This is a genomic window from Ktedonobacter sp. SOSP1-52, from assembly GCF_016587395.1.
On sequence record NZ_BNJH01000004.1, the window covers coordinates 378747 to 401380 of the forward strand.

Consider the following 22634-nt stretch of genomic DNA (forward strand, 5'->3'; position numbering starts at 1 on the left):
CTTACAGAACTGTAAGCTTGGGCGCACGGCGGAAAAAGGTAAGATGCAGCGTTGTCCCCTGACCCACGGAGGAGTCAACACGAATAGGATGTCCAAGTTGTTGACAGGCCTCATGTGCAAGGTAAAGGCCCATGCCCGTCGATTGGCGATGTGTTCGCCCATTTTCGCCAGTAAAATAGGCTTCAAAGATACGTGGCAGATCCTGTGGAGGAATTCCGATACCGTGATCGCGCACCTCGACTTCAACACGGTCATCATAGGTTTGCGCGCTCACACTGACTTTCGCCTGAGTATTAGCAGAATATTTGATGGCATTGACGATGATTTGATCAAAAATAAAGGCGAGCCATTTGGCATCAGAGAGTACAAGAATATCAGGGGCAATATGCACTTCAGGATACACATGGTTTCGAATAAAGAGCCTCTTGTTTTGTTGGATGACGTCATTGATGGTCTTACGCAGCGCAACCGCTTCAACACGAAAATCATGCTCAAACGTGTCTAGACGAGCAGCATAGAGCACCATGTCCAATCCCTTTTGTAGTCGCTCCGACTCTTCCCGAATACTGACAAAACGAGCGTCATCCTCATCCTGTGTGGTCAGCAAGATCACCGAGAGCGGCGTTTTCATCTGATGGACCCATTGATTAGTAAAGGTGATATGCATCTCCTGACGACGTTGATAACGCAAGAGGTTCTTCTGGTAGGCACGATATTGCGTTTGCAGCAGATTTTGCAAAGACTCGCCGAGCGGTGCCACGCCATAGTGCTGCATCGACTCGTCAAGCGATTCAAAGGCAGAACTGAGCCGTCGATAGAACGGACGCAATGTATAGTAACGATGGATAAGATAACATACGAGCAAAAACAGACAGAGCAGCAAGGCATAAAGCATCAGCTCCCAAGGAAGTAAACCGCCGAGCCAGCAGATCAAGAAGATAAGCCCCACTTGCAGGAAATTGAGCAGAAGCAAAGCGCGATGATCACGGAGAAAGAGTTTCATTCCTTCTGGCTCCACGTCACATTGAGCCGATAACCTGCGCCACGCACCGTCTCCAATGCGTCATTGAGGCCCAGTTCCTGCAACTTTTTGCGCACACGGGTAATATTCACATTCAATGTATTTTCTTCCACAAAGCTTGCTTCGTCCCACAATGCCTCAAGCAAGCGTTCACGGTTGACGACACGATTGACTCGTGTCAGTAAATATTCCAATAACAGTGCCTCTTTTTTGCTCAATTCGACGGTTTTCATGTTGAGTGTTGCTTGCAGGCGTTCAGGATAGAGCAAGAGTCCAGCATGTCCAATGACACGCTCACTGACCTGAACAGCGAACTCACCATAGGCCCGACGAAGCTGGCTGCCCACTTTCGCCACCACAACTTCAAAGGAAAAAGGCTTAGTAATATAGTCATCCGCGCCATTTTCCAGTGCCATCACCTGATCTATCGCACTTTCACGAGCTGAGATAAAGAGGATCGGACAGGTTGACGTCTTCCGGATCTGGCGACACCAGTAGAAACCATCAAAGCGTGGCAAATTAATGTCAAGTAAAACTAATGCAGGCCGGATACGCTCAAACTCATCCACTACAGACGAAAAATCGCGACTTGCGGCGACTGCATAACCATATTTCTCAAGATGAGCCTGCAGTAATTGCACAATCTTGGGATCGTCTTCAACAAGCAAAATAGTATGCATATCCATCTACTTTCGGTGGTGGGACTGCAAGAGATCTGGACCGAATGGAGCAACTCAAGGTTCTCTTGCCCTCTATCTTACGCAATTTTTCCAGTCCAGACAAGGATTTTTTCGCCACCGATAGTACACGTATTGGAGGTGGAGTTGCCCCAATTCAGTAGAAGCCAAGAACAGAAGGAACGTTTCCTTCGCCGAGAAATTGAAGCGTTCATCATGAGAGAACACAAAAGAGGCTGAAGTGAAACCGTATCGCTTCAGCCTCTTCCTCCTTATGCTCCAGAATCTGGTTAGACGGCGACAGCTAGTCCCTTGCCCTCCAACAACTCATGGATGTCGCTCAGTAAGTTTTCTAACCCGCGAGGTTCTACAAGCGCAACTTCATCAAGACGGACTTTCTCGAGTTATTGTTCAGATGTGACCACTTCCCACTACTACATCATTTGCAACGTTCGCGATAGTACCAAGGAGCAGCGGGAGGGAGCCGATTGCCTCCCTCCCGCTTTGGTTACACGGCCCTCCCGAGCAGTTCGGCTAGTTCATCTGTTGCTCGCATTAGGTATTGAGTAACTTCGGGCTGCATCAGACGAAATGCACATACTGGTTCTCGACACGAAGAACCGCGTGGTAGAACACGCCAAGCGCTACAAGGGTACAGTCAATAGCTCTGTACTGCGTTCCTCGGAGGTCTTTCGGCCTGCGGTAGTACGCAACTGCCCCCACATTATCGTTTGCCACAACCATCCAAGCGGCGATCCGACTCCCAGTCCCGAGGACATCGACGTCACTCGCCAGCTTGTTGAGGCGGGGCGTCTGCTCGAAATCGAGCTTCTTGATCACGTGGTCATTGGCAACCCGCGCTATGTGAGCCTCAAAGAACAGATGCGCTGGTAAAATATTAGATCTGGAGACCCCATATCACGAAAAGAGCTCACCACATGGTGAGCTCTTTTCGTGATATGGGGTCTCCAGAGAATTACGCTTTTTGGCCCGCAATGTTCACGAGCCACGGCACACCAAACTTGTCGGTCAATGAACCGAAGATGTCGCCCCATGGGGCTTGCTCAAGAGGCATGGTGATGTTACCACCAGCCGAAAGCTTCTCAAAATAGGTTCTTAGCTCAGTCTCATTGTCGCCGCTGAGCGACATAGTGTAGTTCGTTCCAGCGCGATATTCCATACTGTCTGGAGTGTCGGAAGCCATAAAAGTAATGCCATTATCCGCTTCCAGCACAGAGTGCATGATTTTGTTGGCTTCGCTCGGATCTTGAGATGCATGATATTCTTTGAAAGTACTCATCGTCAGGTTGCCGCCAAAGACGGTTTTGTAGAATGTCATGGCTTCGCGGGCATTGTCTTTAAAGCTAAGGTATGGGTTAAGTTTGGTCCGCATAGTCCCTCCTGATTTAACACTTACATGAGAAGCTACTTTTCGCCAAGTAGAAACTTTGTTCTATTAAGATGGATTAAGCATAACACGAAACAATATATACGTCAAGAAAAGCATAAAAGTATTGATAAATGTCAGTCACCAGCAAAAGAGGAGGCCCAGCGATGCCGGGCCTCCTCTTTTGCTGGTGACTGACTGTCTATTTATTCGTGAGCGTGGGCGACGACCTTCTCGCCCTTGTCGCTCTTACGCTTGCGCGTGCGCGCTGTGCCGTTTGCTTCGTGTTTATGATCGGCCCCGGCCTCCTCTGGCTCAAGCGCGATCTGCAACACTTCGTTGATATCGCTGACGAAGTGGAACTCCATTTCTTCGTGTAGCTCTTTGGGCAGATCTTCCATGAGATCGCTCTCGTTCTTCTTGGGCAGAAGCACGACGCGAATGCCTGAGCGGTAGGCCGCCAGAACCTTCTCTTTGACGCCGCCAATCGGTAGCACTTTGCCACGCAAGGTAATCTCACCTGTCATGGCGACATCGGAGCGAACCTTGCGCCCACTCGCCAGAGAGACCAGGACTGTCGTCATGGTGACGCCAGCCGAGGGGCCATCCTTGGGGATCGCGCCTGCGGGAACATGGATATGCACATTCTGGTTCTCAAAGACGTGGTTTGGCAGACCCAACGCCTGAGCGTTAGAGCGCACATAGCTCAAGGCGGCGGTCGCGGACTCCTTCATGACATCGCCAAGCTGGCCAGTAAGAATCAAGCGCTCCTCCTTGCCAGGCATAGTCGCGGCCTCGATGAAGATGATCTCGCCACCGACAGCGGTCCACACCAGGCCGGTCGCGATGCCGGGACGATCCAGGCGCTCGGCGGCCTCTTCAAAGAAGCGCCTGCGACCCAGGTAGTCGGTCAACTGGTTAGACTCGATATGAATGGGACCCTCTTTTCCCTCAGAGATCTGCTTGGCGACCTTGCGGCAGAGCGCTCCTATCTCGCGCTCCAGGTTACGCACGCCCGCCTCGCGGGTATAGTTGCGTACAACCAGGCGCAGGACATCGTCATCGAGGGTCAACTCCTCCGGCTTGAGGCCATTGGCTTCCAGTTGCTTGGGCAGCAGGTAGTTACGCGCGATATGTATCTTCTGGTCCTCGGTATAGCCGGAGAGCTCCAGAATCTCCATGCGATCACGCAGGGGGGCCGGAATAGGCTCCAGAGAGTTCGCCGTGGCAATAAACATTACCTTGGAGAGATCAAAGGGCAGGTCCAGGTAGTTGTCACGGAAGTTGTAGTTCTGCTCTGGATCAAGCACCTCCAGCAACGCCGAGGAGGGGTCTCCACGCCAGTCAGCGCCCACTTTATCGACCTCGTCGAGCATGATCACCGGGTCGTTGGAATCGACGCGGCGCAGGGTCTGGATGATACGGCCAGGCATCGCGCCGATATAGGTACGGCGGTGACCACGAACCTCCGCCTCGTCACGAATACCACCCAGGGAGATGCGCGCGAACTTACGACCGAGCGAGCGGGCGATTGAGTGGCCCAGCGAGGTCTTACCGACTCCAGGAGGGCCAACGAAGCAGAGGATTGGCTCACGGTTAATGACCCGCTTCTGCTCCTGCGTTAAGAGTGGCTGGGTGCGGCGTTTCTCACCTGTCTCCTCAAGCTCGATCTGGCTCTCAGCCTCCTCCTGCTCGCGCTCGCGCTGCTCCTCTTCCTGCTGGCGCTCTTCCTTCAGATGGCGTACCGCCAGGTATTCCAGGATGCGCTCTTTGATCTTTTGCAGGTCATAGTGATCCTCGTCCAGAACCTGGCGCGCATGCGAGACATCGATCTTCTCGCCCGTGCTCCGCCCCCACGGCAGGCTGACGAGCAGCTCCAGGTAGGTGCGAATGATGCTATATTCGGGCGAGGCCGAGGGCAGTTTCTCCAGGCGTGAGAGCTCGCGATTGGCTTCTTTGAGAGCCTCCTCGGGCATCTGCGCTTCGTCGATCTTGCGCCGAAGCTCGTTAACGGTGGCCTGCTCCTCGCTCTCCTCGCCCAGCTCGCGCTGAATGGCCTTGAGCTGCTCACGCAAGAGATACTCGCGCTGCATCTTGCCCATCTCTTCCTGAGCGCTGGTCTGAATTTTCTTGCCCAGCTCCAGGATCTCAAGCTCATGTGCGAGGAAAGAGCTTAACTGCACCAGCTTTTCGTGCACAGAGTCCAGCTCAAGTAGCTTCTGGCGAAGCTCCAGCTCCATCTGAACGAAGGTCGCGATTACATATACGACCTGGCGCGCCTCTTCGAGATTGAGGGTTGCGGCGGCAACCCCCTCGGGCATGTTCTGCACCAGGGCGACTAGGCGCTGGAAGTAACCGATGACGTTGCGCTTGAGGGCCTCGGTCTCGTTATCGCTCTCCTGCACATCTGGGCGAGCGGTAACATGTGCCATCAAGTAGGGCTTCTCCTGGGTAAATTCGCCGATCTCGACGCGCTCTAGTCCCTGCACAGCGATCTGGAGCGTTCCATCAGGCATGCGGAACATACGCCCCACACGCGAGACCGTGCCCATGCGGAAGATCTCATCGGGGCCAGCCTGCTCAATCTCGGCCGACTTCTGCGCGACGAGGACGACCAGGCGATCTCCGCGCATCACATCGTCAATCAAACGAATCGAGCGCTCCTGGCCTACGCCCAGTGGCTGTACCGAGTAGGGATAGACCACGACATCCTTTAGCGGCAGTACGGGCAGAATCTCAGGGATGTTGAAGGGTTCTTCCTCCCCCTCAGCCTTCACACCTTCTTCTATGAATTGGGCCAGGGACTCCTCGATCACTTCTTGCGCCTGCGGCTCTTCGCGTGGCGTCTCGCTCTCCTCCGGGTTCTCCTCCTCCTCACTTTCGGCGCTGGGAGACTCCTCATCCTGAGCAGAATCCTCGACCTCATCGGCAGGAGACTCCTCATGCTCCTGCGGCTGAGTCACCTCGGCAGCATCGGGCTCATTCTGGCCCGGGATGCTAGCAGATCGAGTTTCATCCTCTTGTGTCTCCTGCTGTACAAACTCTTGCTCACTATTATGCATTTTTATATAACTCCAAAATCTTCTCTACGACTTCTTACAGGGTGACTCACAATGGCGAGCGAAATGGCTGCGCACCTCTGGAAGAAACATCAATCTCACCTGGCTGATATGCCTCTATTAGAAGGGTAGAGAGAATGAGAATACATTGTCACATCTTCATCAGGCGTCTGTATCAGGACGCTGTATAGCTACACGTTCGGCTCCTGCCTGAGGTAGCCTGGGCAATTCGACCCATAAGAATCCATTCTCGTAGCGCGCGGTGACTGCGTCCCCTTGAATGGGATAGGGAATATACACCTCCAGGCGAAATGGGCCGTAGCGTACCTGGGCTTCATGATAATAGAGATTTGGCAAACCACCATGGATATCCTGGCGCGTTCCACTCACAATAAGAGCATCTTCGTACAGTGTTACCTCTATCTCTTCTTCTGTCATGCCAGCCAGCTCTACCTTGACGATCATCATCTCAGGCGATTCAAGGATGTCAGCAAGCGGACGCCAGGAGGAAGAGCGGTGCGATATAGACTGCTGTCCCTGGCGCAAGGCCTCATTAAGGAGACGACGATAATGCTGCTCCAACTGGTGTTGCGCCCCCGCTCCCACTGAGCGATAGGTTACCTGCCTGTAACGCATGCGCATACTAGTATCCCTCTTTATGAGACGGGGAACCAATCACCATAGGCATCTAGACATGAGCCATAGCCCTGGCTGATATGTTCCCTACGACTCTCTCTCCAAAATTGGCGATAAACGGCGATGCGAATGAAGAGCAAAAAGGCAAAAGTCCAAAGCTCACTACCTTTTGTAGTGTCACCTTGCCTTTTGCCTACAATATTTCTACAAGACGACACGCCTATACAATAGGCAGGTCTTTTTCGCCCGTTTCAAGTGCCTGCCAGCAATCGGGGCAAAGGTACTCGAACTCGGAAAGGGTTTCGTCCAGTACATCGCCTTCAATGATATGGGAGTCCTTTATAGGAGTTGCCTTACCACATCGTGCGCACAGCACAATATCTTCTGGGACGGCAGTTCGGCGGGTTCCAAGAACGTCTTCCTGCATAGCCGACACCTGGCTTTCTTGTACTATTTCAGCGATGACATGTCCTACAAACCTTAGCTATGATCTTATTCCGAAACCCAACGCCACTTACGTGACTAGCGCTTCCCCCATTCGGGGACAAGCGCGCTCAGGGTTTTCGGAGAAGAAGTATTCAGATCGCTTCGCCACAACGTCTTTTCACTATCCATAAGAACCATACAGAAGCTGCGACTATTCCCAACCGGGTCATGCTGACTGATATGCTCATTTACGTATCCAGCCACGCGCATATAACCGGTTTCATAGCACACAACGCTTCTCTCTGGAATAAGGCGATCTGACCTATTGATTATGGCACGCGCACCCTGAAATTGCAAGTACAATTGACTATAGGTAAGCTCAAGTCCCATGCGCATTCAGTGCGCCAACTTCAAGCTAACTTTTCGCGCCGCCAATCAATACCAGGGCTGTTGCAAAGTCGGGAATAAATGGAAAAAGAAGGAATAAAACAGAGCCTTTCGTGCATTAGGAATGGTTGAGAGGTCCAATTCCACACCACGAAAGGCTCGTTCATGAAGATGATAACACGTTCCCATCAGTTTTCTCTTCCCAATCAGGCACTCCTCTTTGATCTAGAGGCCTTGTATGAACAGTTACAGCATGTCAGAGATCATCGAGATCGGCGTGGCGTGCGCTACCCCTTGGCAGACATTCTGCTCATCGGAGTCCTAGCGAAACTGGCCGGACAAACCAGTAGCCGAGCGATGGCTCGACTTCACTCAGTTGCGCCAGCACGAATTGCGTTCGCTGTTTGGTTGGCGACATCAACGCATGCCACACTTCAGTACCTGGAGTCGTCTCTTGGCGTCAGCAACCGATCCAGATGAGCTTGAGCAAGTGATCGGTCGCTTCTTTGCTCGTCAGACCCCTCGTCGGTTAGCTCCAGGCCAAAGGCATCTGTGTTTGGACGGCAAAACCTTACGAGGGACGATTCCTCTTGGGAGCACGCAAGGCGTCCATCTGCTTGCAGCCTACCTTCCCAAAGAAGGCGTCGTCCTGGCTCAGGTTCAGGTGAGTACCTCAGGCAGTGAGGTGAGCGCCGCTCCCGAGCTCTTGGCAACCATCGATTTGCGTGGAACATTGGTCAGTGGCGATGCCATCTTTGCTTCTCGCCCTCTAAGTCACATGATCCTGCAAGCCAAAGGAGACTATCTCTGGATGATCAAGGAAAATCAAAAGCAGATGTATCAAGATCTGCAAACGCTCTTTGAGCCGCCATCGGTGCGGCCTGGCTGGTCAGCTCCTCCCACTGACTTTCGTTCGGCGTCCTCCGTGAACAAAGGGCATGGACGGCGAGAAAAACGACACATCACGGTCAGTAGCCTGTTGTCTCACTATGCTGAGTGGCCTGGTCTCTCTCAGGTCTTCAAATTGGAGCGGCAACGCATCAATGCCAAGGGGCAGATCGAGCAAGAGATTGCCTATGGGATCACGAGTTTGCCCACCTCCTATGCCACTCCCAAACGTCTTCTGGAGTTGGTTCGAGAACATTGGGGTATTGAGAATGGTTTGCACTATCGGCGAGACCGGACCTTGCAAGAAGATCATTCGCAGCTACGAATGGGTCATGCTCCTCATGTGCTTGCCTTGCTGAACAATACCGCCATTGGGTTGATGGCTCGTCGAGGCAAAACGAATCTTCCACATGCCCAACGGACCTTTAGCTATCAATTCGACAAAGCTTTATCAAAGGTCGCTGCTTGAGCGGGCTTGTCGACTTTGCAACAGCCCTGCAATCAATACAGTTAACGGTTGCAAAGGGGTGGGTTGATATGCTACTATGTTTCTATGTTTCTCAATATGAGTTACCTTATTTGAGACGCTAATCGCAAATCGTGCGTGATTGAAGGGTAATCAGTAATCGATTGTCCGCCGTAAATGAAGAGGTAGAGTTATGATCACGCAAACAATCCAGAGGTGGTTGCGCAACGTATTCGCATGGTGGCCATGGGGACGCCCCAAAGCGATGAGCAACCAGCAGGCAGCAAACTTGGGGAATGCCTCCATGCTCTCGAATCCCCCCAGGCTCCTCTCCTCAGAAGGCCCTATGCCTCAAACAGGCATGACCACTGTCGCTATTGAGCATGAGCATCCCTCCATTCTTGATACACCTTTTAGTCAAAAACCAGGCAGTTCCACTGACCAGACGGCGCTTCCCAAAACGCCATCCTCTAGTAACCAGGCCGCCGAAAATGCCCGAAAAGATGATGCCGTCGCCAATAAACCCGAGAAACCAGCATCCACCTTTGAACAGCAACTCGCCTACCTACGCTACCTCTATCAACATGGGCTCATCAATGAGGGCTTCGCGGATGACGCACTACCCAGACAATATCGCAAGAGACGCTTCCACGACTAAGGTCTTATTCCGAAACCCAACGCCACTGGCGTGTCTAGCGCTTCGCGCTCAGGGTGTTCGTAGAAGAAGTAAGACAAACAAAAAGAAAAGACGGGAGGAGAGTCCTCCCGTCTTTTCACCAAGAAAGCCGCCTGTTAAAATCACTTCACAAGCGGCTTGCATTTAGCACTACAAGCTGTAAAACCTGAGCTGACACCAATCCAGACACCAATTAGCTTTTCTCGTCATCTTCGACATCTGCAGGTTTACTCTTCTCAAAGAACTCATCTAAAAGTCTTGCAGGTTCCTCTTGCATCGCGAGATCGACATGCGTATAGACGTTCATCGTCAATCGATAATCACTATGGCCGAGTATCTCCTGCACAACCCTTCCATGTACCTTCATTGCAGCCATTAGTGTTGAATAACTATGACGAAGATCATGAATTCGAATATGAGGAAGGCCAGCCTTTTGCAGCAACTCATTGTACATCTTCAAGGTATATCCAGGGTTCAAACGTCCGCCTTTTAGGCCAGTGAAGACATACCCCATCTCAATCCAGCGACTACCACATTTTTCTCTCGCTTGACGCTGATCCTCTTGATGATTCACCAACATCTCCACAATAAAAACAGGGAGCAAAATCTCACGAATGCCATGTTCTGTTTTGGGCTCATTCTCCACATACCCATGCCCATAGACATAATCAAACGTACGACGAACACGGAGCACACGGTTTTCTAGATCTATCTCATCCCACTTCAGCGCCAGCAATTCACCCCGACGCATTCCAGTTGCCATGACCAGCATCAGAAATTTCTCTAAACGCTCACCTTCAGCCGCTCTCAACAATCTCAACAACTGATCCTCGTTTAGAGCAACCGACTTCTTAGAAACAACTTTTGGAGGCTTCACCCGATCACACACATTCCGAGCGACAAGATCAAGGTTCAAAGCTTCCTCTAAAACCAGATGAAGGAGACTATGTAACATATTCACTGACTTTGTAGAAAGCCCATCCTCTAGCTTCTCATTCAGGAAATCATGCACGATTTGAGGTGTAAGCTTCTTCAGCGTGAGACGACCCAATGCAGGAATGATATGCACTCTCATCAGTTGGTCATACTTCACACGCGAACTCACACGAAGATCTCGTTTATGTTTCAGCCAATCACGCATAAAAGATTCAAGCGTTGGGTCTGGTTTCTCAATAGCAACCCCTTGTTCCAGCTCTCGAAGTGCCTGCTTGACCTTCTTTTGAACCTCTGGCCTTGTCTTTCCATAAAATTGTTTCTTACGCCGTCCTGGGCCAAGAGACACAGCACCAACCCAACGTCCATCACTCCGCTGGAAAATCGTTCCTTCACCATTCCCACGCGCTTTCGATTTACCCATACTCTTCCTCATCCTTCACGGCTCTTCGCCCAGGCTTCTATCTGACGACGATCAAAACGGCGAGAACGACGACCAACCCGCATAGAAGGTAGACCAGCATAATACATCCAGTTATAGACCGTCGAACGATCCACTTGAAAGAGGTCGGCAACATCCTCCACTGTCAAAAACACCGACTCAACAACTGCTACTTTTCGCTTCAGTTTGGACACAACGAACCTCCCATCCACTAGCTCAGAGACTACAGCCGTGTGACCTCATTAAACCAGCGTTCCACCTCGGGAGGAATCGCCAGCTTGCACATAACCCCTAACCACTTTGTCATGCATCCCACGCAGAGCCAGTGCTCATCAAGACGATGCACGCAAGTGAAGCAGAAGCGATGTTCACACCCGATACAGGTGAACAAGCGCACCTCCCGCCTATCACAGACATGACACTGGCAACGGCAACGGCAATCCATCAAGTTCAGCATGTTTTCACCTCCCTATGAAAAAGAGAAAGCCACCGTTTCAACGATGACTTTCTCACCACACCTACACGTGATTTAGAAGAAAACGGCCTGAGCACCACCACGATCCACAACCCGCCAGCCTTGCGTATAGAGACACTGACAGCACCCCAGGCCGCTCAAGTCTGTACTAGCAGAGCCATCAACGACCGTGACACCAAGCCAGCTCCTCAGCTCAGGCACCCACACACTTCCCTCTCGACACGGACCGATGAGATAGGCATCCACAATCTCATTGCCAAGCAGGTGACGAGCACATGAAACGCAGTACCAACCCGTTCCTAAGCCCTCACGACCTACCTCAAAGACAACGTCACCAGCCACACCCTCACCTCACTCTCTTCTCACGACGACGCCACAGCATGACCCCGATGCGCCTGGCACCAGCAGAGCGCATATCCCTGTGGAGCATGACCGAGACACCCAGGACACACGGCGACCACACCACACTCAGCACGAGTACACTGGAACCACCCAGGAACCATTGTCGCTGTAAAGACGTGACCCGCCTTGCAAGGCTTATCCTTTTTGTAGACATCACGTGTTCCTTTCCGCATAGAACCACCTCCCTAGACGCGCAAGACACCAGTGCTAAAGAGGTATGCAGCTACCACCATCAGTGCCCCCAACGTCATCCAGGCACACCCATACACACACCCACGCAGCCGCATTGACCACACTGCTACAAACAGCCCCAGGAAAATCACTGCTACGAGTCCGATACCCATTCAACCTCCTCCGTTCGCTCGTTTTGTCTTACCAACCTTGCTACATTGCCAACCACAAAGCCATCGACACACACCGTCTCCTCAGCGGCAGTAAGAAGCGGCTCCTCTTCCAAAGGAACCGCTATTTTATGCGCCCGATAGATCAATGCATGATCCTCTGCATACACCGATGCATAATCCACCAGTGCCAAACGATACCGACGCATGGTATATTCCACCGCTGAGAAGGCATCCCAGGCCCACACTCTTGCCGTACAATCAGGAAACAGTGAAGGCCAGCGTCGCCATAACGCCACTTCAAACCACCTCATCAGCACTCCTCAGACAAAAAGAAAAGCCACTGTTGAAACAGTGACTTTCTTTGCGGATAGTGGCAACAAAGGAAATGATGCCCTTTTCCCTCCGCTCGATGTTTACGTATCAGTACAGATCAGCAAATTAACCACCGACGCTCTGTACCATTTGCATCAAATCATGATAAAATCAACAGGAAAACGAAGGAATTGGTAAAACCATGATCTCTCGTCGCATACACATAAAACATCTAGCCACGCTCTTTCTCGGGAGCACCTTCATAAGTGCTTGCTCAACAGAACAGTCTCTCCTAGATCCTAAGACTATTGCCCAAGAAGTTGCCAAGCATTATGGTGAATCTTCGCCTACCATTACTTCAGTCAAGAAGGATTCAACGGATAATCCTCCACATGATCCTATGTATACAATGAGAATCGCAGGACACTTCCAGAAGGGCAGCCTGATAGCTACCTCTCTCGGTTTCTCAGCCTTAGCCAACAGAATGTATGCCTGGGATATTCGCGGTTATAATGCATCTGAGCAGGAAGTCTGGTTTAACCCAGACCTCACACATGAACTCTTTCCTCACTCTAGTGCAACACCATAGAAGAAAGAGACATGACCAGGATAAATCCACATCGCACTACAAGGCTAGCCAGCCAAACGCAGTTGAGAGCGCTGATACTCCCACAGCGTCAGCACGCGCCTTGACACATACCGTCCATTCCCATCACGCTCACGTATTGCCTCAGTCAAGGCACGCCGCCGACGCTCACGATACACCTCTAATTCCCTCGTAAACTCCGCTACCTCTTCCAACTTCCACTCCGACACCTGTGGCTCTTCTGATACACCTCCATTCTCGTCACCACCCACACCATTCCCTTCTAACTCAGGCCAGAGCGTTCCATCCCCCTGCTCTTCCACCGCAGCATCCCCATTTTCCTCCGACCGAGTGAACAACCGCGCCCGTATGGCCCTGGTCGTCTCAGGAAAGAAGCCACGCGAATAACGAATCCGACGCGCCTTACTCTCCACCAACGCCTCTACCTGCTCACGATCCTCGACGAGCTGCCCATCTTCACCCACACGCAGGATAAGGCCCTCGCGCACAACCGTCTTCTGCCCCTTGCGTTCTCGCGTGACATCTTTGGTCAGGTACTTGGTGACATAGCCAATGGCACGCGTGTTATTAATCGCACTCACCCACACGACCGAGGCACGCCCTTTTGTCGCAGACTTCCAACAGGCCACCAGATGCTCATGTGGAATAAAATCGGCTCCCTTGACCAGCAAATGCCAGTGGAAGCCGTTTTCCTCAAAGTTTTTATGTTCCTCAGAGACACCCAGGTACTCAATATGGAAGGCAGGCCGAGCACCCACATGCCCACGCCCACGACCCTTTGACCCTCGACGCAACGCCTGAACCCACGTCGTGAGCGCACGCGCCGCCTCTTCCATTGTGTTTCCTGCCTTTGTCAAGACAATATGCAAAGTTGGTTCAGCCTCAGCAATCACTTGCCGCCACATATCCACCTTTCTTGGCCCACAATAGAGGCACGTCCAGCGATCACACCGCGCACGTCTCACTTCACCCGTTTCTCGATTGATGAACCGATGACGCAGCGCCCAGGCATCAGGGCAGACATACAACGTATCGGTTCCATCCTCTAGATGCCACTCCACCCGTTCCTCTAGTGTTGGAGTATATCCCGGTCGATACATCATCCAGCTCCTCTCACCCACTCATCAACAGAGACAGAAACAGCTCAAATAGTTATATACTTAGACTCAGCAGCACAGAAGGGGAATCTTCTCAAAGAAGGCTTTTCTCGGCTCTCCATCGATTGTATTTTGCTTTTCAGGAGAAACATATGTCTGAAGAAAAAGACCAGCAATGGGCAGTAAACGAGATGTCAAACTGGCTAGCCCATCCAATGGAATTCGGGGAAAAACCAATAGAAGCGCATGTCATTTATGAAAATGAGGTTAAATGGCCGAGTGTAGGTCTAACAAAAGTCTTTCTTGTTCAATACGAACTAAGTGAAGGAATAAAGGGCATTGGCTTTACAGGACCAATCACATGGAGCTTTATTGGAATCGATTGGGATAGCTGGAGCAGTTTCACACCCGAGGAATTGATTTATTGTTACGCAGGCTGGTACACCCAGTTCACACTCTCGCATCGGGAGAACTATTTGAGGGAATCAAGCCAGGAAGCCAAACAGGCTTTTTTTGAGCAACTCAAAACAGATGGCTATAAAGACTCCTCATTAAATGATCAATTCACTCTCAACAACGACGAAGGGGGAACAAGTTTTTATACTGCGGAGGTAAGTAAAGACGGTGTTAACTACTATGCAATAGGGACAATAGAGGAGTATAACCTCTATGGAAAAGACTTAGCTCCAATGAAACACCTTCCCCCATTCTACTATTATCTGGGGAAGGAATTAGATCCCTTCGCTCAAGAAGAGTAGTATTGCCAGGAGTAACATGCTTTCACACTTTTATTTGTGTGAATTATCCTTATTAGGGTCAAGTGAAGACCCTGGTGCGCGGGCTGTCGGCCACGCGGCTTCGCCGCCGCCGCACGCTTCGCTGCATCCCGCGCATACGAGGCCCCCCTCTCTTCCCTTTCGGGCGTGTCCGAGTGTATCGGATGTGACCCACCCCACCCGCACCACCACCCCTCTTGCTTGTCAAGGCACCCTAAAGGGAACCCGCCTTGACAAGCGCGTCACATCCGAGGGATTCCTTTTGCGCCCGAAAGGAAAAAGAGGGGGGAGTACCGCAGCATCGACGCGTTTAAACGGCGAGTTAGGAATCCGAGTATGATCCGACCGAAAAACAACGATAAGGACGGAAAACACGTCGCAGACAGGCATTTTTGACGCTTTTGAGCGTGAGAAGCAGACAGAAACGAAGTCTCTTATGGCCTCTCAAGCGCTCCAGAAGTGGGAACTACGAACAACGCTCCACTTTGAGCAGTCGCTATTCTGAAAAGAGAAACGATGAGCAACCAGCGATGCCCCGATGGACGAGGGAGAGCGCTCATCCGATGAAAGGCAAAGAAAACAGGAGCAATGTTTTATGACCAATCAGCAACAGCTTGATCGTCTCAAACAAGGAGCAGAGGCGTGGAATCAATGGAGAGAGCAGAAGCCAAACGTCAAGCCTGACCTCTCAGAAGCCAACCTCTCAGGAGCCAAACTCGCTGGAGCCAACCTCTCAGAAGCCAACCTTAAAGGGGCTATCCTCTCAGAAGCCAACCTCTCAGGAGCCAAACTCGCTGGAGCCAACCTCTCAGAAGCCAACCTTAAAGGAGCCGATCTCTCAGGAGCCATCCTCAAAGGAGCCAACCTCGCAAGAACCAACCTCGGTGGAGCCAACCTCCAAGGAGCCAAACTCTTCAAAGCCTTCCTCGAAGGAGCCTTCCTCGAAGGAGCCAACCTCTCAGGAGACCTCGAAGGAGCCATCCTCCTAGAAGCCATGCTCCCAAAAGCCAACCTCTCAGGAGCCAACCTCTCAGGAGCCAACCTCAAAGGAGCCATCCTCGAAGGAGCCAACCTCTCAGGAGCCAATCTCAAAGGAGCCATCCTCAAAGGAGCCATCCTCGAAAGAGCCAAACTCGCTGGAACCAATCTCGAAGGAACCAATCTCGAAGGAACCAACCTCGAAGGAGCCGACCTCTCAGGAGCCAACCTCAAAGGAGCCATCAGACTCCACTAAAGTATTTCCGAGGGATGTTCTCATCGGGCATCCCTCCTGCTCATCCAGGCCAACCATTGCTCTGTTCGCGAGCCAACTGCTCTCCACCATCCCACTTCCGCAAAGAGATACCTCTTGTTCTTCTGGGCATGCTCCAGGCCCTCAACGTTTGCCCCAAACAAAGCCTCTGAGACCATCAGAGGCTTTATCGTATCTGTCGAACCTCGGCGAATAAACTCGCGTGATTCAGGGCCTCATAGGGTATCTGGAACTCTTGCGCTGGTCCATTTCGGAGGCTCGCTTCATGGCCCATCATGTTTGCTCTGCTCCCTTCTCAGAAGTGCCACTCACGCTCAAAAATCCTTCACGTTGTTTTTCGGTAGGATCATACTCGGGCCCCAGTTATGCCGCTTGCTAGGTTTCCAGGGACGCTAGCGCATCAGCGACCACGCGACGGTGACAGTGGGATTCATCCATGCACGCGCATAGCAGCACCACACTGCGGCCCTGGCTCAGCAAATCCGTTACTGTCGCCAGCCCACCCAGCAGATCGCGTATCTTAATTGGTTGACTCCGATCTCGATAGTTGAGATTGCCGAGCCTTGACTCATGCACATACCGATCCCCCCACTGTCTCACTAACCACCCCTTATTCCACTGTCGCAACCAGCGAGAGCGCGCCGCCAAGCGAATATCCACCAGCACCACCGAGGCATCAGCCATCCACTGCTCTAATTGCTCAGCAGCATCAGGCGCAGCATAGCCAAGCAGGTACACTTGACCACCCATAGCTCACCCCCTTTCATCCATAAGCAAACCTGATCGATCAATCATCCAAGGACACCCTACAGCCCGCAAAGTAGCCATTTTTGACGCCAGAGCAAGAAAAATATGCCTCAGAACACACTGAGACGGTCATAGAGCGTCCTTCCCACCTTCTGAGACCAACACTCAGCCACTTTCCGCCAAAACCTCTCTTGACCGCCTCAACGATACGCCTTAGAACAGCCTACGAAGCCGCTTCACACGATTTACTACACGACAAAGCATAATCTTTTACTTATGTGTCTACATACAGACAACAGTACGTTTAAACGCTGACTTTTACCATCTGATGAACTGCGTTACAGGCAAGTAGCAAGATACCAACCTCCAAAGCCAGCACATCCACCCACCAGCAGGAGGCACCAACGCGCTTCTCCATCTCTGCGAGGAAACACCAAACCAAGACACACACCCGCAGCCATCGACCCCCCTGGCAAATGTTTCGCCGACACACCTATCAACAGAGACGTGCAAACCATCACGACACACCCGGCCAGAACCCCCAAGAAGAAGAGGAGTACCATATGCTTCATGCTTCTCACCCTCTCACCACATTCCCTCTCTCTGGTAGCGTGCCGTACTGGTTCCACTGCTCAGGATCGAGGTAACACGAACACCCCTCATCACAGAGAGGCACCCGACACGCGACAGCGCCACAATGCGTCGTATGTAAGCTCTCAGAGCCTCGCAATACCACTGTAAAAGGATTCCCCTCATGATCGGTGTATTGCTCGTATCCAGGCTCACCAGCAACGACCGCCTCTATCGGCTCTTCTCCATACAATACCTTTGCACAAGAAACACAATACATCTCCGCATCCGCAGCAATCGCGACCACCTCAGGCCACAACCCAAATGCTTGAGGCATCACCAACCCCCTTACCCTTCAGCCAGAGTAAATGGCTCTTCACAATCCAGACACACCACGCGCAGATCATCCCGGCCAGCTCGCAGCTTCACAGGTGGATCACACTGGCACTCAAACAACCGCAACCGACTCCCTGGCTTTTGCTTTGCAACCACCTGAATAGGAGCATGCGGATATGGCCCCATCTGATCGACATAGGTTTGTAACACCACTTGCAATTCAGGCCCAACCGTTGTAGCCGTGGGAGGGCCCACAAGACCAACGTTGCGCGCCGCCTGTGAAAATGGCTTTTTATGCCCAACTCGCCAGCCTAACGAGGCATGAAGCAATTCGTGCAGGAGCGTCCCAAGCACCTCAATGCTTTCATGAATGCGAGGAGACACAAAAATCTGTGGAACACCATCAGCACACATCTCCTGAGGAAAACATTGCCCAATCACATGCTTGCCCTGGCCCATACCACCACGCGAGGGCCACCCACACGACACGCGCACCGGCAACGCCTCTATGCCCTGCTCCACCACGAGCGTCAGCAGAAACTTTGTGGCCTCAAACAACCACCACTCACGAAGTTGCTTGACATCTGCATCAACTTCACTCATCTCAACCGACATCACTCATCCCCACCAAACCGCCTCAGGCTGGACCCATTCACCACTTGATAAGCAGCGAACCAGGAGCACACCCTTGACGGTTTTTGCACGATGAATACGCGCTACCTGCCCACCAGCCAGATCCGCATACACGGCCTTTCCACCGCGAAGCACATCGTTCATCTCGCGAATGGTCCTTACATACCGCCTCATGCCTTCACCGCCGTGTAAAAGATGCATGCAGCCGTGACAAACAAGATCAAGGCCGACACCCGCCACGCCCACGCCAGACTTCCACGCTCACGCGAAGATGCCAGCAGAGCCACGCACGCACCACAAAAGATGAACAAAGGAAGCATCAGAGAACCAATCATCGATATCACATGACCCATCATCTCACCTCTTCATCAAACAACCTGTTTAAACACACGCTTTCACCACTACAATCAAGCAACAAAAAAGGCGGCATACTACACATCACTTGCGCAGCACACCGCCCACCATCTCCATCACCCACCACACGCTACGGCTTCGGTTGTGGCCCGTTGCCGTTCATTCCCATCGCCGGGTGAGGCTGTTTCTTCCCTACATTTTTCCAGAAGTTGCCCAGGTTGTTCCCACCACCATTATTGCCCTGAGAAGGCTGTGGCATCTGAGGATAAACCGCCTGTGGCAGTTGAATCGTTGGCGCAGCGCCCATCGTCACATTCTTGACTGGTGTTGTTGGAGCCATCGCCCTCTTTTCGCGCATCAAATCCACATCGATACACGCCAGCGCGATATTAAAGAGAGGGATAATCGAGAGTACCAGAGGAGCCAGGACCGTGAACATACTCAACTGCCAGCCATGCAATTGTTGTATCCACAGCATATCGGGATAGCGCGCCACCGCCTCGCCGAAGTTACACACCACCTCGACGAAGACATAGAGCGTTCCCACCAGCAGGTACGACCAGATGGAATGCTTCTCAAGCATGCGATGCGCCAGGCCACGTGTCACAAAGTAGCCAAGCGCCACGAACCCGATTGAAATGGTTAACGTGACATATTGTTGTAAGGCATCCACTCCATTGAGCGCACTAAAAAACCAGTAAATGGCATGTGCCGTCACAAACGAGAAGAAGATGGAGACGACCCGAAACACGGTATGTCCCGCACTATGCACCACTTGATCGAACCGACTTGAGCGCTGAAAGCTCATTGACCTGCCTTGCGGCATCTGCTTCATGCATCACACCCTTTCATCCACTATGCGCCAGCTTGCGCGACCTCGCAGATCAGCGTCTTAAAGCCCTGCTTGCCCGTGATGTCGAGCACCGTGAGCGGAATCACTTGATCTTCCTGGGGAAGTGGAATGCCTTGCGCGAAGGTGGCGAGATCCTGTGCACTAGCGTTATTCTTGCGCAGTTCCTTCAGCTCATCGAGTCCCGGCCAGCCACGCACCACACGCACACTATATTGTGGGCGACCACCAGCAGGCTTAATCACAGCGCGATCCACCACTACCAACTCCAGGCCATTGAAGAAATCACTCATTTTCGCGGTTTGTACTTTTCCCTCAAGTTGCATATCGGTTGTTCCTCCTCAGAACCATCATCACTGTTACTCATGTAAACTGTCAACAGGACAAGAGGGCATACGACTAAGGAGAGCCAAAGGAGTACGCCCACACCAACTAGAAAACGCGATACAGAAAGTCGCCCACGAAGCCGAAACCCACCGTACTCCCAACCAGAATGAACATCACCAGGAGTCCGAGCAACCACAACAATTCTTTCTTTCCCATAGGAAATCCTTTCCATCCACACAACACATCGTTTAAACAGTCACTTTCCACAGACCCATCCTACAGAAACCGCACTACACGACCACCTGACCCACCATCGACGCCCAGGCAAACAACCCCAGCACACCCACACAGGCCACACCGACTAGCACCAGCCCGACACTCCGTTGCACGCCACGCCGCCGCATCAACACCAATCCACCCGCCAGCGCACCCACCACCGCCAATTGCATCGCCATATCCACCTCCTAGACCCCATAGGGACGCTCAGGAAGTTCTGTCTTCCCATACGTCAGGAGCCAATGACCCCTACAAAACCGCGCTCCGTTGCACTACTCAAAGCCATCACACCCACCATCGAACTGACACCGCCCACGAGATGCAGGAGCATCAAACCCCTCAGCCGCTTGAGATGACAGGTACAGTCGAAATGGACGCCGCCACGTTGAATACTTCTTCTGCTCTTCCACCAGTACCTCCCCTAGAAGCAGTAACGCACCCCGGCATACATCCCATCTGGCTTTTTGTCGTTGGCAGGCACCACCCACGTCGTATGCGCAAAGGTCAGGCCATACCGCCGCATCACCTTCCACATGGCCTCGTGATGGTTCCAGGCTCGCACCTGTTCCACCACATCCGCCTCACCCGACTCAACGGCGATCCACACATACACTGTATGCAGCCACATCCAACAATCCCTCCTCAATGCCTCAACAAACAACCACACACCCGAGAAGAAGGCCTAGACCCCTGACCACGTACCCACCCAAGACCACCAGCACCACCCTCGCCACATGCTTTACCAGACCCTACCATCACAGCCACACGCCGACCACCGCACAAACCCCACGTTTAAACGCCCACTTCCCACCATCCCAACATGCAGACCGCACACCACACCGACCACGACCACACCCTCAAACCACACTCCCAACCACCGCAGCGATCCACACTCAAAATAAAAGGTTCCTGGCAGGCGTTAGCAACTCCTCATAGACTGTGAGTCATCCAAGCAGCTCTTCACCGCCTCACCAGGCCCTCATAGCTCAGCTCCTCATTTCTCGCACATCACGGACACGTCAACATGATGTGAAGTCCAGACCGCCCCCAAACTGTTCTCCACAGTTCAAGCCACGCCCAGGCCGCTCAAGACGACCCGTAGCCTGACCTACTGACAGCTCACGCCGCCTCTCAGTCAAAGCCTGCACACTTTGCATTCTCCTCTAGACCGTCCTAGTGCATCATTGCACTGTCCAACCATCGTCTAGCCCGTAGTCAACATCAGAGCAAAAGCTACAAGGTATTCTGTTGTTAATGAACCATTTTCCTAATATCTTTTTCCAATTTCCAATTTCCAATTTCCAATTTCCAATTAAATAGTAACATGTACAGAAATCATTGTTAATACCCAATTGCCAATTTCCAAATCATTTGCCAAATACCAAGAACTCTTTACTATTTACCATTTGTCAAGTACAATATCTTATAGAAACTCCTAGAATACAGGGAACAAAGGGGAAAAAATGGCAACAAATTTCTACAATGCCAAAGAAGCAATGGCAGTACTTAATATACCTACTACTACCTTTTACCGAAAGGTGAGAGAGGGCGAAATACCGTCTAAAGGCAAAAGACCTAATATACAATTCCCCAAGGAAGCAATAGACGCCCTCGCAGAGCTGGAAAGAGAAAACCAGGAGGACAAAAATAAACTCACCTTTTCCGTCTCTACTATTGCCGATGCTTGGACAAAGCAAGAAATAACCAAACAGCCTTACGCAGAAGATGATGCTGTACCATTCAAGACAGTGCTAGCTTGGAGGAAAAGAAACGACGAGATATCGATGAATGTCAAGCAAGGTGACAAAATACTTGGCTGGACTACATTTTTGCCTTTGGATGAGAGTATTATCATTGAGTTGCTACACGACAGAATCAGAGAAAAAGACATCCCATTGCAGGCCATCAGAAAATGGGATGATCCACAGCTATCGGTATATGTTCCGATCATTGAAGTAGTATCAACTGAAGATTCAGAGAGGGACAAGGAGGTGGGTGCTTTCCTTCTTAGAAAAACAATCAAGTGGGCTGCTACATTAATGCTCCAGCATGATATTAAAAACTGGTACGCAATAGGAACAACACCCGATGGGCAGAGAATCTTGAAAGCTCTAGGTTTCAAATTGTTGACCGACCTAGACGGAGGAGAACGCCAAGGCTTTATGCTCGAAGCCGCTGCACAACCAGTTAAACTGATTAGCCAGTTCCTTAAGTCAACAGAAGGCCAGCAAGTTCTATCATCTGAAAACAAGTAGCAGCACAGTAAGCAACCAGCAAA

29 protein-coding genes are annotated in these 22634 nt (G+C 51.7%); 7 read left to right on the forward strand and 22 right to left on the reverse strand.

Translation table 11 applies throughout. The features are described from left to right. Position 1: 1 nt before the first annotated feature. Positions 2 to 1003 (reverse strand): HAMP domain-containing sensor histidine kinase, encoded by a 1002-nt coding sequence (locus JMJ16_RS36720; RefSeq protein WP_201389699.1) that lies wholly within the window; start codon positions 1001 to 1003, stop codon positions 2 to 4. Beyond that, positions 1000 to 1701, reverse strand: a complete 702-nt coding sequence (locus JMJ16_RS36725) for a response regulator transcription factor (RefSeq protein ID WP_201389700.1) — start codon at positions 1699 to 1701, stop codon at positions 1000 to 1002. The genes JMJ16_RS36720 and JMJ16_RS36725 overlap by 4 nt, the downstream gene beginning before the upstream one ends. Positions 1702 to 2289: 588 nt before the next feature. Between JMJ16_RS36725 and JMJ16_RS36730 the strand changes: the two genes are divergently transcribed. Further along, a complete protein-coding gene (locus JMJ16_RS36730; RefSeq protein ID WP_201389701.1) occupies positions 2290 to 2592 on the forward strand; it encodes a RadC family protein in 303 nt (100 codons plus the stop codon). 82 nt (positions 2593 to 2674) lie between these two features. Here JMJ16_RS36730 and JMJ16_RS36735 read toward each other — a convergent pair whose 3' ends face one another. The 4 genes from JMJ16_RS36735 to JMJ16_RS36750 form a co-directional block, all read right to left on the reverse strand. After that, on the reverse strand, positions 2675 to 3091 hold the full coding sequence (locus tag JMJ16_RS36735; protein ID WP_201389702.1) for a VOC family protein: 417 nt from the start codon (positions 3089 to 3091) through the stop codon (positions 2675 to 2677). Positions 3092 to 3291: 200 nt separating this feature from the next. Continuing rightward, positions 3292 to 6147 (reverse strand): endopeptidase La, encoded by a 2856-nt coding sequence (lon, locus tag JMJ16_RS36740; RefSeq protein WP_236601877.1) that lies wholly within the window; start codon positions 6145 to 6147, stop codon positions 3292 to 3294. A 159-nt stretch (positions 6148 to 6306) separates the two neighbouring features. Beyond that, positions 6307 to 6786 (reverse strand): Hsp20/alpha crystallin family protein, encoded by a 480-nt coding sequence (locus tag JMJ16_RS36745; protein WP_201389703.1) that lies wholly within the window; start codon positions 6784 to 6786, stop codon positions 6307 to 6309. Positions 6787 to 7000: 214 nt separating this feature from the next. Next, on the reverse strand, positions 7001 to 7207 hold the full coding sequence (locus JMJ16_RS36750; protein ID WP_007908437.1) for a hypothetical protein: 207 nt from the start codon (positions 7205 to 7207) through the stop codon (positions 7001 to 7003). A gap of 557 nt (positions 7208 to 7764) precedes the next feature. On the opposite strand from JMJ16_RS36750, the gene JMJ16_RS36755 reads away from it, so the two are divergent. The 3 genes from JMJ16_RS36755 (at position 7765) to JMJ16_RS36765 (ending at position 9605) form a co-directional block, all read left to right on the forward strand. After that, positions 7765 to 8073: a transposase family protein gene (locus tag JMJ16_RS36755; RefSeq protein WP_201389704.1), complete on the forward strand. Its 309-nt coding sequence runs from the start codon at positions 7765 to 7767 to the stop codon at positions 8071 to 8073. After that, positions 8018 to 8950, forward strand: a complete 933-nt coding sequence (locus JMJ16_RS36760) for an ISAs1 family transposase (RefSeq protein ID WP_236601878.1) — start codon at positions 8018 to 8020, stop codon at positions 8948 to 8950. The genes JMJ16_RS36755 and JMJ16_RS36760 overlap by 56 nt, the downstream gene beginning before the upstream one ends. Positions 8951 to 9140: 190 nt before the next feature. After that, positions 9141 to 9605, forward strand: coding sequence for a hypothetical protein (locus JMJ16_RS36765; protein WP_201389708.1), 465 nt, complete (start codon positions 9141 to 9143; stop codon positions 9603 to 9605). 211 nt (positions 9606 to 9816) lie between these two features. Here the strand turns inward: JMJ16_RS36765 and JMJ16_RS36770 are convergent, their stop codons facing one another. The 8 genes from JMJ16_RS36770 to JMJ16_RS36805 all read right to left on the reverse strand — a co-directional run bounded on the left by JMJ16_RS36770 (position 9817) and on the right by JMJ16_RS36805 (position 14241). Further along, positions 9817 to 10980: a site-specific integrase gene (locus JMJ16_RS36770; RefSeq protein ID WP_201389709.1), complete on the reverse strand. Its 1164-nt coding sequence runs from the start codon at positions 10978 to 10980 to the stop codon at positions 9817 to 9819. 8 nt (positions 10981 to 10988) lie between these two features. Continuing rightward, a complete protein-coding gene (locus tag JMJ16_RS36775) occupies positions 10989 to 11192 on the reverse strand; it encodes a helix-turn-helix domain-containing protein (protein WP_201389710.1) in 204 nt (67 codons plus the stop codon). Between the two features lie 29 nt (positions 11193 to 11221). Further along, positions 11222 to 11455, reverse strand: coding sequence for a hypothetical protein (locus JMJ16_RS36780; RefSeq protein ID WP_201389711.1), 234 nt, complete (start codon positions 11453 to 11455; stop codon positions 11222 to 11224). A 72-nt stretch (positions 11456 to 11527) separates the two neighbouring features. Next, positions 11528 to 11815, reverse strand: a complete 288-nt coding sequence (locus tag JMJ16_RS36785) for a hypothetical protein (RefSeq protein ID WP_201389712.1) — start codon at positions 11813 to 11815, stop codon at positions 11528 to 11530. Between the two features lie 4 nt (positions 11816 to 11819). Continuing rightward, on the reverse strand, positions 11820 to 12029 hold the full coding sequence (locus JMJ16_RS36790) for a hypothetical protein (RefSeq protein WP_201389713.1): 210 nt from the start codon (positions 12027 to 12029) through the stop codon (positions 11820 to 11822). Between the two features lie 31 nt (positions 12030 to 12060). Continuing rightward, complete coding sequence (locus JMJ16_RS36795; RefSeq protein ID WP_201389714.1) at positions 12061 to 12219, reverse strand: thiol:disulfide interchange protein; 159 nt, start codon at positions 12217 to 12219, stop codon at positions 12061 to 12063. After that, entirely contained in the window at positions 12201 to 12530 is a 330-nt protein-coding gene (locus tag JMJ16_RS36800; protein ID WP_201389715.1) for a hypothetical protein, read from the reverse strand. Before JMJ16_RS36800 ends, JMJ16_RS36795 begins: the two co-directional genes overlap by 19 nt. Positions 12531 to 13164: 634 nt before the next feature. Next, positions 13165 to 14241, reverse strand: a complete 1077-nt coding sequence (locus JMJ16_RS36805) for a hypothetical protein (protein WP_201389717.1) — start codon at positions 14239 to 14241, stop codon at positions 13165 to 13167. Positions 14242 to 14387: 146 nt separating this feature from the next. Here JMJ16_RS36805 and JMJ16_RS36810 point away from each other — a divergent pair, with 146 nt between their 5' ends. Both JMJ16_RS36810 and JMJ16_RS36815 read left to right on the forward strand, forming a co-directional pair. After that, on the forward strand, positions 14388 to 14993 hold the full coding sequence (locus JMJ16_RS36810; protein ID WP_201389719.1) for a hypothetical protein: 606 nt from the start codon (positions 14388 to 14390) through the stop codon (positions 14991 to 14993). Between the two features lie 613 nt (positions 14994 to 15606). Further along, positions 15607 to 16245, forward strand: a complete 639-nt coding sequence (locus JMJ16_RS36815) for a pentapeptide repeat-containing protein (RefSeq protein WP_201389721.1) — start codon at positions 15607 to 15609, stop codon at positions 16243 to 16245. A 393-nt stretch (positions 16246 to 16638) separates the two neighbouring features. Here the strand turns inward: JMJ16_RS36815 and JMJ16_RS36820 are convergent, their stop codons facing one another. The 8 genes from JMJ16_RS36820 to JMJ16_RS36855 form a co-directional block, all read right to left on the reverse strand. Next, positions 16639 to 17013, reverse strand: coding sequence for a DUF488 domain-containing protein (locus JMJ16_RS36820; RefSeq protein WP_201389723.1), 375 nt, complete (start codon positions 17011 to 17013; stop codon positions 16639 to 16641). A 574-nt stretch (positions 17014 to 17587) separates the two neighbouring features. Next, positions 17588 to 17917 carry a hypothetical protein gene (locus JMJ16_RS36825; protein ID WP_201389725.1) on the reverse strand — a complete coding sequence of 110 codons (330 nt, stop codon included), beginning with the start codon at positions 17915 to 17917 and terminating at the stop codon, positions 17588 to 17590. 11 nt (positions 17918 to 17928) lie between these two features. Continuing rightward, positions 17929 to 18531, reverse strand: coding sequence for a SprT-like domain-containing protein (locus JMJ16_RS36830; protein ID WP_236601879.1), 603 nt, complete (start codon positions 18529 to 18531; stop codon positions 17929 to 17931). Positions 18532 to 18534: 3 nt separating this feature from the next. After that, a complete protein-coding gene (locus JMJ16_RS54965) occupies positions 18535 to 18693 on the reverse strand; it encodes a hypothetical protein (RefSeq protein WP_236601880.1) in 159 nt (52 codons plus the stop codon). A gap of 340 nt (positions 18694 to 19033) precedes the next feature. Then, positions 19034 to 19738 (reverse strand): hypothetical protein, encoded by a 705-nt coding sequence (locus tag JMJ16_RS36840; RefSeq protein WP_236601881.1) that lies wholly within the window; start codon positions 19736 to 19738, stop codon positions 19034 to 19036. Between the two features lie 20 nt (positions 19739 to 19758). Next, positions 19759 to 20079, reverse strand: coding sequence for a hypothetical protein (locus JMJ16_RS36845; protein ID WP_201389727.1), 321 nt, complete (start codon positions 20077 to 20079; stop codon positions 19759 to 19761). A 291-nt stretch (positions 20080 to 20370) separates the two neighbouring features. After that, a complete protein-coding gene (locus tag JMJ16_RS36850; protein WP_201389728.1) occupies positions 20371 to 20535 on the reverse strand; it encodes a hypothetical protein in 165 nt (54 codons plus the stop codon). A gap of 242 nt (positions 20536 to 20777) precedes the next feature. Next, complete coding sequence (locus JMJ16_RS36855; RefSeq protein WP_201389729.1) at positions 20778 to 20984, reverse strand: hypothetical protein; 207 nt, start codon at positions 20982 to 20984, stop codon at positions 20778 to 20780. Positions 20985 to 21819: 835 nt separating this feature from the next. On the opposite strand from JMJ16_RS36855, the gene JMJ16_RS36860 reads away from it, so the two are divergent. Then, complete coding sequence (locus JMJ16_RS36860; protein WP_201389730.1) at positions 21820 to 22611, forward strand: helix-turn-helix domain-containing protein; 792 nt, start codon at positions 21820 to 21822, stop codon at positions 22609 to 22611. The last annotated feature ends 23 nt before the right edge of the window (positions 22612 to 22634 follow it).

Coding starts and splice junctions, on each gene's coding strand:
- JMJ16_RS36720 (WP_201389699.1), bottom strand. CDS start 1,003: ATGAAACTCTTTCTCCGTGATCATCGCGCTTTGCTTCTGCTCAATTTC.
- JMJ16_RS36725 (WP_201389700.1), bottom strand. CDS start 1,701: ATGCATACTATTTTGCTTGTTGAAGACGATCCCAAGATTGTGCAATTA.
- JMJ16_RS36730 (WP_201389701.1), top strand. CDS start 2,290: ATGCACATACTGGTTCTCGACACGAAGAACCGCGTGGTAGAACACGCC.
- JMJ16_RS36735 (WP_201389702.1), bottom strand. CDS start 3,091: ATGCGGACCAAACTTAACCCATACCTTAGCTTTAAAGACAATGCCCGC.
- lon (WP_236601877.1), bottom strand. CDS start 6,147: ATGCATAATAGTGAGCAAGAGTTTGTACAGCAGGAGACACAAGAGGAT.
- JMJ16_RS36745 (WP_201389703.1), bottom strand. CDS start 6,786: ATGCGCATGCGTTACAGGCAGGTAACCTATCGCTCAGTGGGAGCGGGG.
- JMJ16_RS36750 (WP_007908437.1), bottom strand. CDS start 7,207: ATGCAGGAAGACGTTCTTGGAACCCGCCGAACTGCCGTCCCAGAAGAT.
- JMJ16_RS36755 (WP_201389704.1), top strand. CDS start 7,765: ATGATAACACGTTCCCATCAGTTTTCTCTTCCCAATCAGGCACTCCTC.
- JMJ16_RS36760 (WP_236601878.1), top strand. CDS start 8,018: ATGCCACACTTCAGTACCTGGAGTCGTCTCTTGGCGTCAGCAACCGAT.
- JMJ16_RS36765 (WP_201389708.1), top strand. CDS start 9,141: ATGATCACGCAAACAATCCAGAGGTGGTTGCGCAACGTATTCGCATGG.
- JMJ16_RS36770 (WP_201389709.1), bottom strand. CDS start 10,980: ATGGGTAAATCGAAAGCGCGTGGGAATGGTGAAGGAACGATTTTCCAG.
- JMJ16_RS36780 (WP_201389711.1), bottom strand. CDS start 11,455: ATGCTGAACTTGATGGATTGCCGTTGCCGTTGCCAGTGTCATGTCTGT.
- JMJ16_RS36790 (WP_201389713.1), bottom strand. CDS start 12,029: ATGTCTACAAAAAGGATAAGCCTTGCAAGGCGGGTCACGTCTTTACAG.
- JMJ16_RS36795 (WP_201389714.1), bottom strand. CDS start 12,219: ATGGGTATCGGACTCGTAGCAGTGATTTTCCTGGGGCTGTTTGTAGCA.
- JMJ16_RS36800 (WP_201389715.1), bottom strand. CDS start 12,530: ATGAGGTGGTTTGAAGTGGCGTTATGGCGACGCTGGCCTTCACTGTTT.
- JMJ16_RS36805 (WP_201389717.1), bottom strand. CDS start 14,241: ATGATGTATCGACCGGGATATACTCCAACACTAGAGGAACGGGTGGAG.
- JMJ16_RS36810 (WP_201389719.1), top strand. CDS start 14,388: ATGTCTGAAGAAAAAGACCAGCAATGGGCAGTAAACGAGATGTCAAAC.
- JMJ16_RS36815 (WP_201389721.1), top strand. CDS start 15,607: ATGACCAATCAGCAACAGCTTGATCGTCTCAAACAAGGAGCAGAGGCG.
- JMJ16_RS36820 (WP_201389723.1), bottom strand. CDS start 17,013: ATGGGTGGTCAAGTGTACCTGCTTGGCTATGCTGCGCCTGATGCTGCT.
- JMJ16_RS36825 (WP_201389725.1), bottom strand. CDS start 17,917: ATGCCTCAAGCATTTGGGTTGTGGCCTGAGGTGGTCGCGATTGCTGCG.
- JMJ16_RS36830 (WP_236601879.1), bottom strand. CDS start 18,531: ATGTCGGTTGAGATGAGTGAAGTTGATGCAGATGTCAAGCAACTTCGT.
- JMJ16_RS54965 (WP_236601880.1), bottom strand. CDS start 18,693: ATGAACGATGTGCTTCGCGGTGGAAAGGCCGTGTATGCGGATCTGGCT.
- JMJ16_RS36840 (WP_236601881.1), bottom strand. CDS start 19,738: ATGAAGCAGATGCCGCAAGGCAGGTCAATGAGCTTTCAGCGCTCAAGT.
- JMJ16_RS36845 (WP_201389727.1), bottom strand. CDS start 20,079: ATGCAACTTGAGGGAAAAGTACAAACCGCGAAAATGAGTGATTTCTTC.
- JMJ16_RS36850 (WP_201389728.1), bottom strand. CDS start 20,535: ATGGCGATGCAATTGGCGGTGGTGGGTGCGCTGGCGGGTGGATTGGTG.
- JMJ16_RS36855 (WP_201389729.1), bottom strand. CDS start 20,984: ATGTGGCTGCATACAGTGTATGTGTGGATCGCCGTTGAGTCGGGTGAG.
- JMJ16_RS36860 (WP_201389730.1), top strand. CDS start 21,820: ATGGCAACAAATTTCTACAATGCCAAAGAAGCAATGGCAGTACTTAAT.